Source organism: Streptomyces tricolor, assembly GCF_002155905.1.
GTDB classification, from domain to species: Bacteria; Actinomycetota; Actinomycetes; order Streptomycetales; family Streptomycetaceae; genus Streptomyces; species Streptomyces tricolor.
This window is the reverse complement of sequence record NZ_MUMF01000834.1, coordinates 1-2,664: the sequence shown is the minus strand read 5'-3', so window position 1 is coordinate 2,664 and position 2,664 is coordinate 1. Positions and strand designations below refer to the sequence as shown.

Sequence of the window (2,664 nt, the reverse complement as noted above, 5' to 3'; positions counted from 1 at the left end):
GTCGTCTCCGGGGCCGCCCCCGGGACCCCGGAGCCGGCCCCGGAGACGACCCCGCAGAAGAGCCGGGCGAAGACCCCGAAGGCGACCCCCTACGCGAACCCCCTCGTCCGCCAGCGCGCCGACCCGCACATCACCCGCCACACCGACGGCCAGTACTACTTCACGGCGACCGTCCCCGAGTACGACCGCATCGTCCTGCGCCGCGCCCGCACCCTGAACGGCCTGTCCACGGCCGCCGAGTCGGTGATCTGGCGGGCACACGCGACCGGTCCGATGGGCGCGCACATCTGGGCGCCCGAGCTGCACCGGATCGGCGGCAAGTGGTACATCTACTTCGCGGCGGCCCCCGCCGAGGACGTGTGGGCCATCCGCATCTGGGTGCTGGAGAACGCCCATCCCGATCCCTTCCAGGGGACGTGGGTGGAGAAGGGGCAGGTCAAGACCGCCTGGGAGACGTTCTCCCTGGACGCCACCACCTTCCAGCACCGCGGCACCCGCTATCTGGTCTGGGCCCAGCACGAGCCCGGCATGGACAACAACACCGCGCTGTGGATCTCCAAGATGGCCAGCCCCTGGACGCTGACCGGCCCCCAGGTCCGGCTGTCCACGCCCGAGTACGACTGGGAGTGCGTGGGCTACAAGGTCAACGAGGGCCCGTACGTGCTCCGGCGCGGCGGCCGGGTCTTCCTCACCTACTCGGCCAGCGCCACCGACCGGCACTACTGCATGGGCCTGCTGACCGCCGACGCGCACAGCGACCTGCTGGACGCGCGCAGCTGGGCCAAGTCGCCCGTCCCGGTCTTCACCAGCAACGACACCACCCGGCAGTACGGCCCCGGCCACAACTGCTTCACCGTCGCCGAGGACGGCCGCACCGACGTCCTCGTCTACCACGCCCGCCAGTACGAGGAGATCACCGGCGACCCGCTGCACGACCCCAACCGGCACACCCGGATCCAGAAGCTCGGCTGGAAGCCTGACGGCACCCCGGACTTCGGCGTCCCCGTGGCCGACACCGTGCAGGAGGGTGCGTGAGATGAGACGCGCGTACGCGATCCTGCTCGCCCTGGGGTGCGCCCTCGCCGCCGCCCTGGCGACCGCCGGCCCCGCCCAGGCGGCACCCCGGACGATCGCCACCGGCACCCAGTTCACCGACACATCGGGCAACCCGGTGCACGCCCACGGCGGCGGCATCCTCAAAGTCGGTGCCTACTACTACTGGTTCGGCGAGGACCGCAACAGCGACAACACCTTCCGGTCCGTGGACGCCTACCGCTCCACCGACCTGAAGAACTGGGAGTTCCGCGCCCGCGTCCTCACCCAGTCCTCGGCCGCCGAACTGGCCACCGCCTACATCGAGCGCCCCAAGGTCATGTACAACGCGGCGACCGGCCAGTTCGTCATGTGGATGCACAAGGAGAACGGCACCGACTACAGCGAGGCACGCGCGGCCGTCGCCGTCTCCGACACCGTCGACGGCACCTACACCTACCGGGACAGCTTCCGCCCGCTCGGCCGGTACATGTCCCGCGACCTGACCACGTACGTGGACACGGACGGCGCGGCGTACCTGGTCTCGGCCGCCAACGAGAACTACGACCTGCACATCTACCGGCTCACCGCCGACTACACGGGCATCGCCGGCCTGGTCGCCAACCCCTGGCCCGGCGGCCACCGCGAGGCGCCCGCCCTCTTCAAGCGGGACGGTGTGTACTTCATGCTGACGTCGGGCGCCACCGGCTGGAACCCCAACCAGCAGCAGTACGCCACCGCCACGTCCCTCGCCGGGCCCTGGACCTCCTGGGCCGCCGTCGGCGACTCCACCGGCTACGGCTCCCAGACCGCCTACGTCCTTCCCGTGCAGGGCAGTTCGGGCACCTCGTACCTGTACCTGGGCGACCGCTGGGGCAACTCCTTCGGCGGCAAGGTCAACGACTCCCGGTACGTCTGGCTGCCGCTGACCTTCCCGACCTCCACCTCGATGAGCATGTCCTGGTACCCGGAGATCACCGTCGACACCACGGCCGGCACCGTCACCGGCACCGGCGCGACCTACCGCACGCTGATCGCCCGGCACAGCGCCAAGTGCGCCGACGTGCCGGGCCAGTCCCTGTGGCAGGGCGTCGCCGTCAGCCAGTACACCTGCAACGGCGGCACCAACCAGAAGTGGTGGTTCAAGGACCTCGGCAACGGTTACCGGGCACTGGTGGGCCGGGGCAGCTCCCTGTGCCTGCGGGAGAACGCGAGCGGCGTCACCCAGGAGGACTGCACCGGCGCGACGGACCAGCAGTGGTCGGTCACCGCCTCCGGCTCGTACGTCACCGTGAAGGCCCGGGCGAGCGGGGAGTGCCTGGACGTGTCCGGCGGGTCCACCGCGAACTCCGCCGCGATCATCACCTACACCTGCAACGGGTCCGGCAACCAGCAGTGGACCCAAGGCAGCTGACCCGGTGTCATACCAGCAGGTCGATCGCGTCGATCGCCGTGCCCGCGCTGAGGTAGCCCGTCGTCCCCGAACCGCTCACCACGTCGATCCTGAGCACGTTGTACCGGCCGGTGTCCGTGCGCCAGGCACTGGCCGGGACGCTGTAGGTGAAGGTGTGGTTGTTGCCCCGGTAGGAGCCCACCGTCAGGGACCGGGTGGTCGGCTGGGCGGGCGGGGAG

Annotated in this window: 3 protein-coding genes; 2 read left to right on the top strand and 1 reads right to left on the bottom strand. The window is 70.5% G+C overall.

Translation table 11 applies throughout. The annotated features are described in order from the left end of the window. Positions 1-1,035 (top strand): glycoside hydrolase family 43 protein (locus CCN44_RS40345; protein ID WP_086704106.1); only part of this gene is annotated, 1,035 nt, incomplete at its 5' end. A 1-nt stretch (position 1,036) separates the two neighbouring features. Next, positions 1,037-2,446 carry an RICIN domain-containing protein gene (locus CCN44_RS40340; RefSeq protein ID WP_059253696.1) on the top strand — a complete coding sequence of 470 codons (1,410 nt, stop codon included), beginning with the start codon at positions 1,037-1,039 and terminating at the stop codon, positions 2,444-2,446. A gap of 7 nt (positions 2,447-2,453) precedes the next feature. Here the strand turns inward: CCN44_RS40340 and CCN44_RS40335 are convergent. Beyond that, positions 2,454-2,664: polysaccharide lyase family protein (locus CCN44_RS40335; protein WP_244204051.1), on the bottom strand; the 211-nt coding region annotated here is incomplete at its 5' end.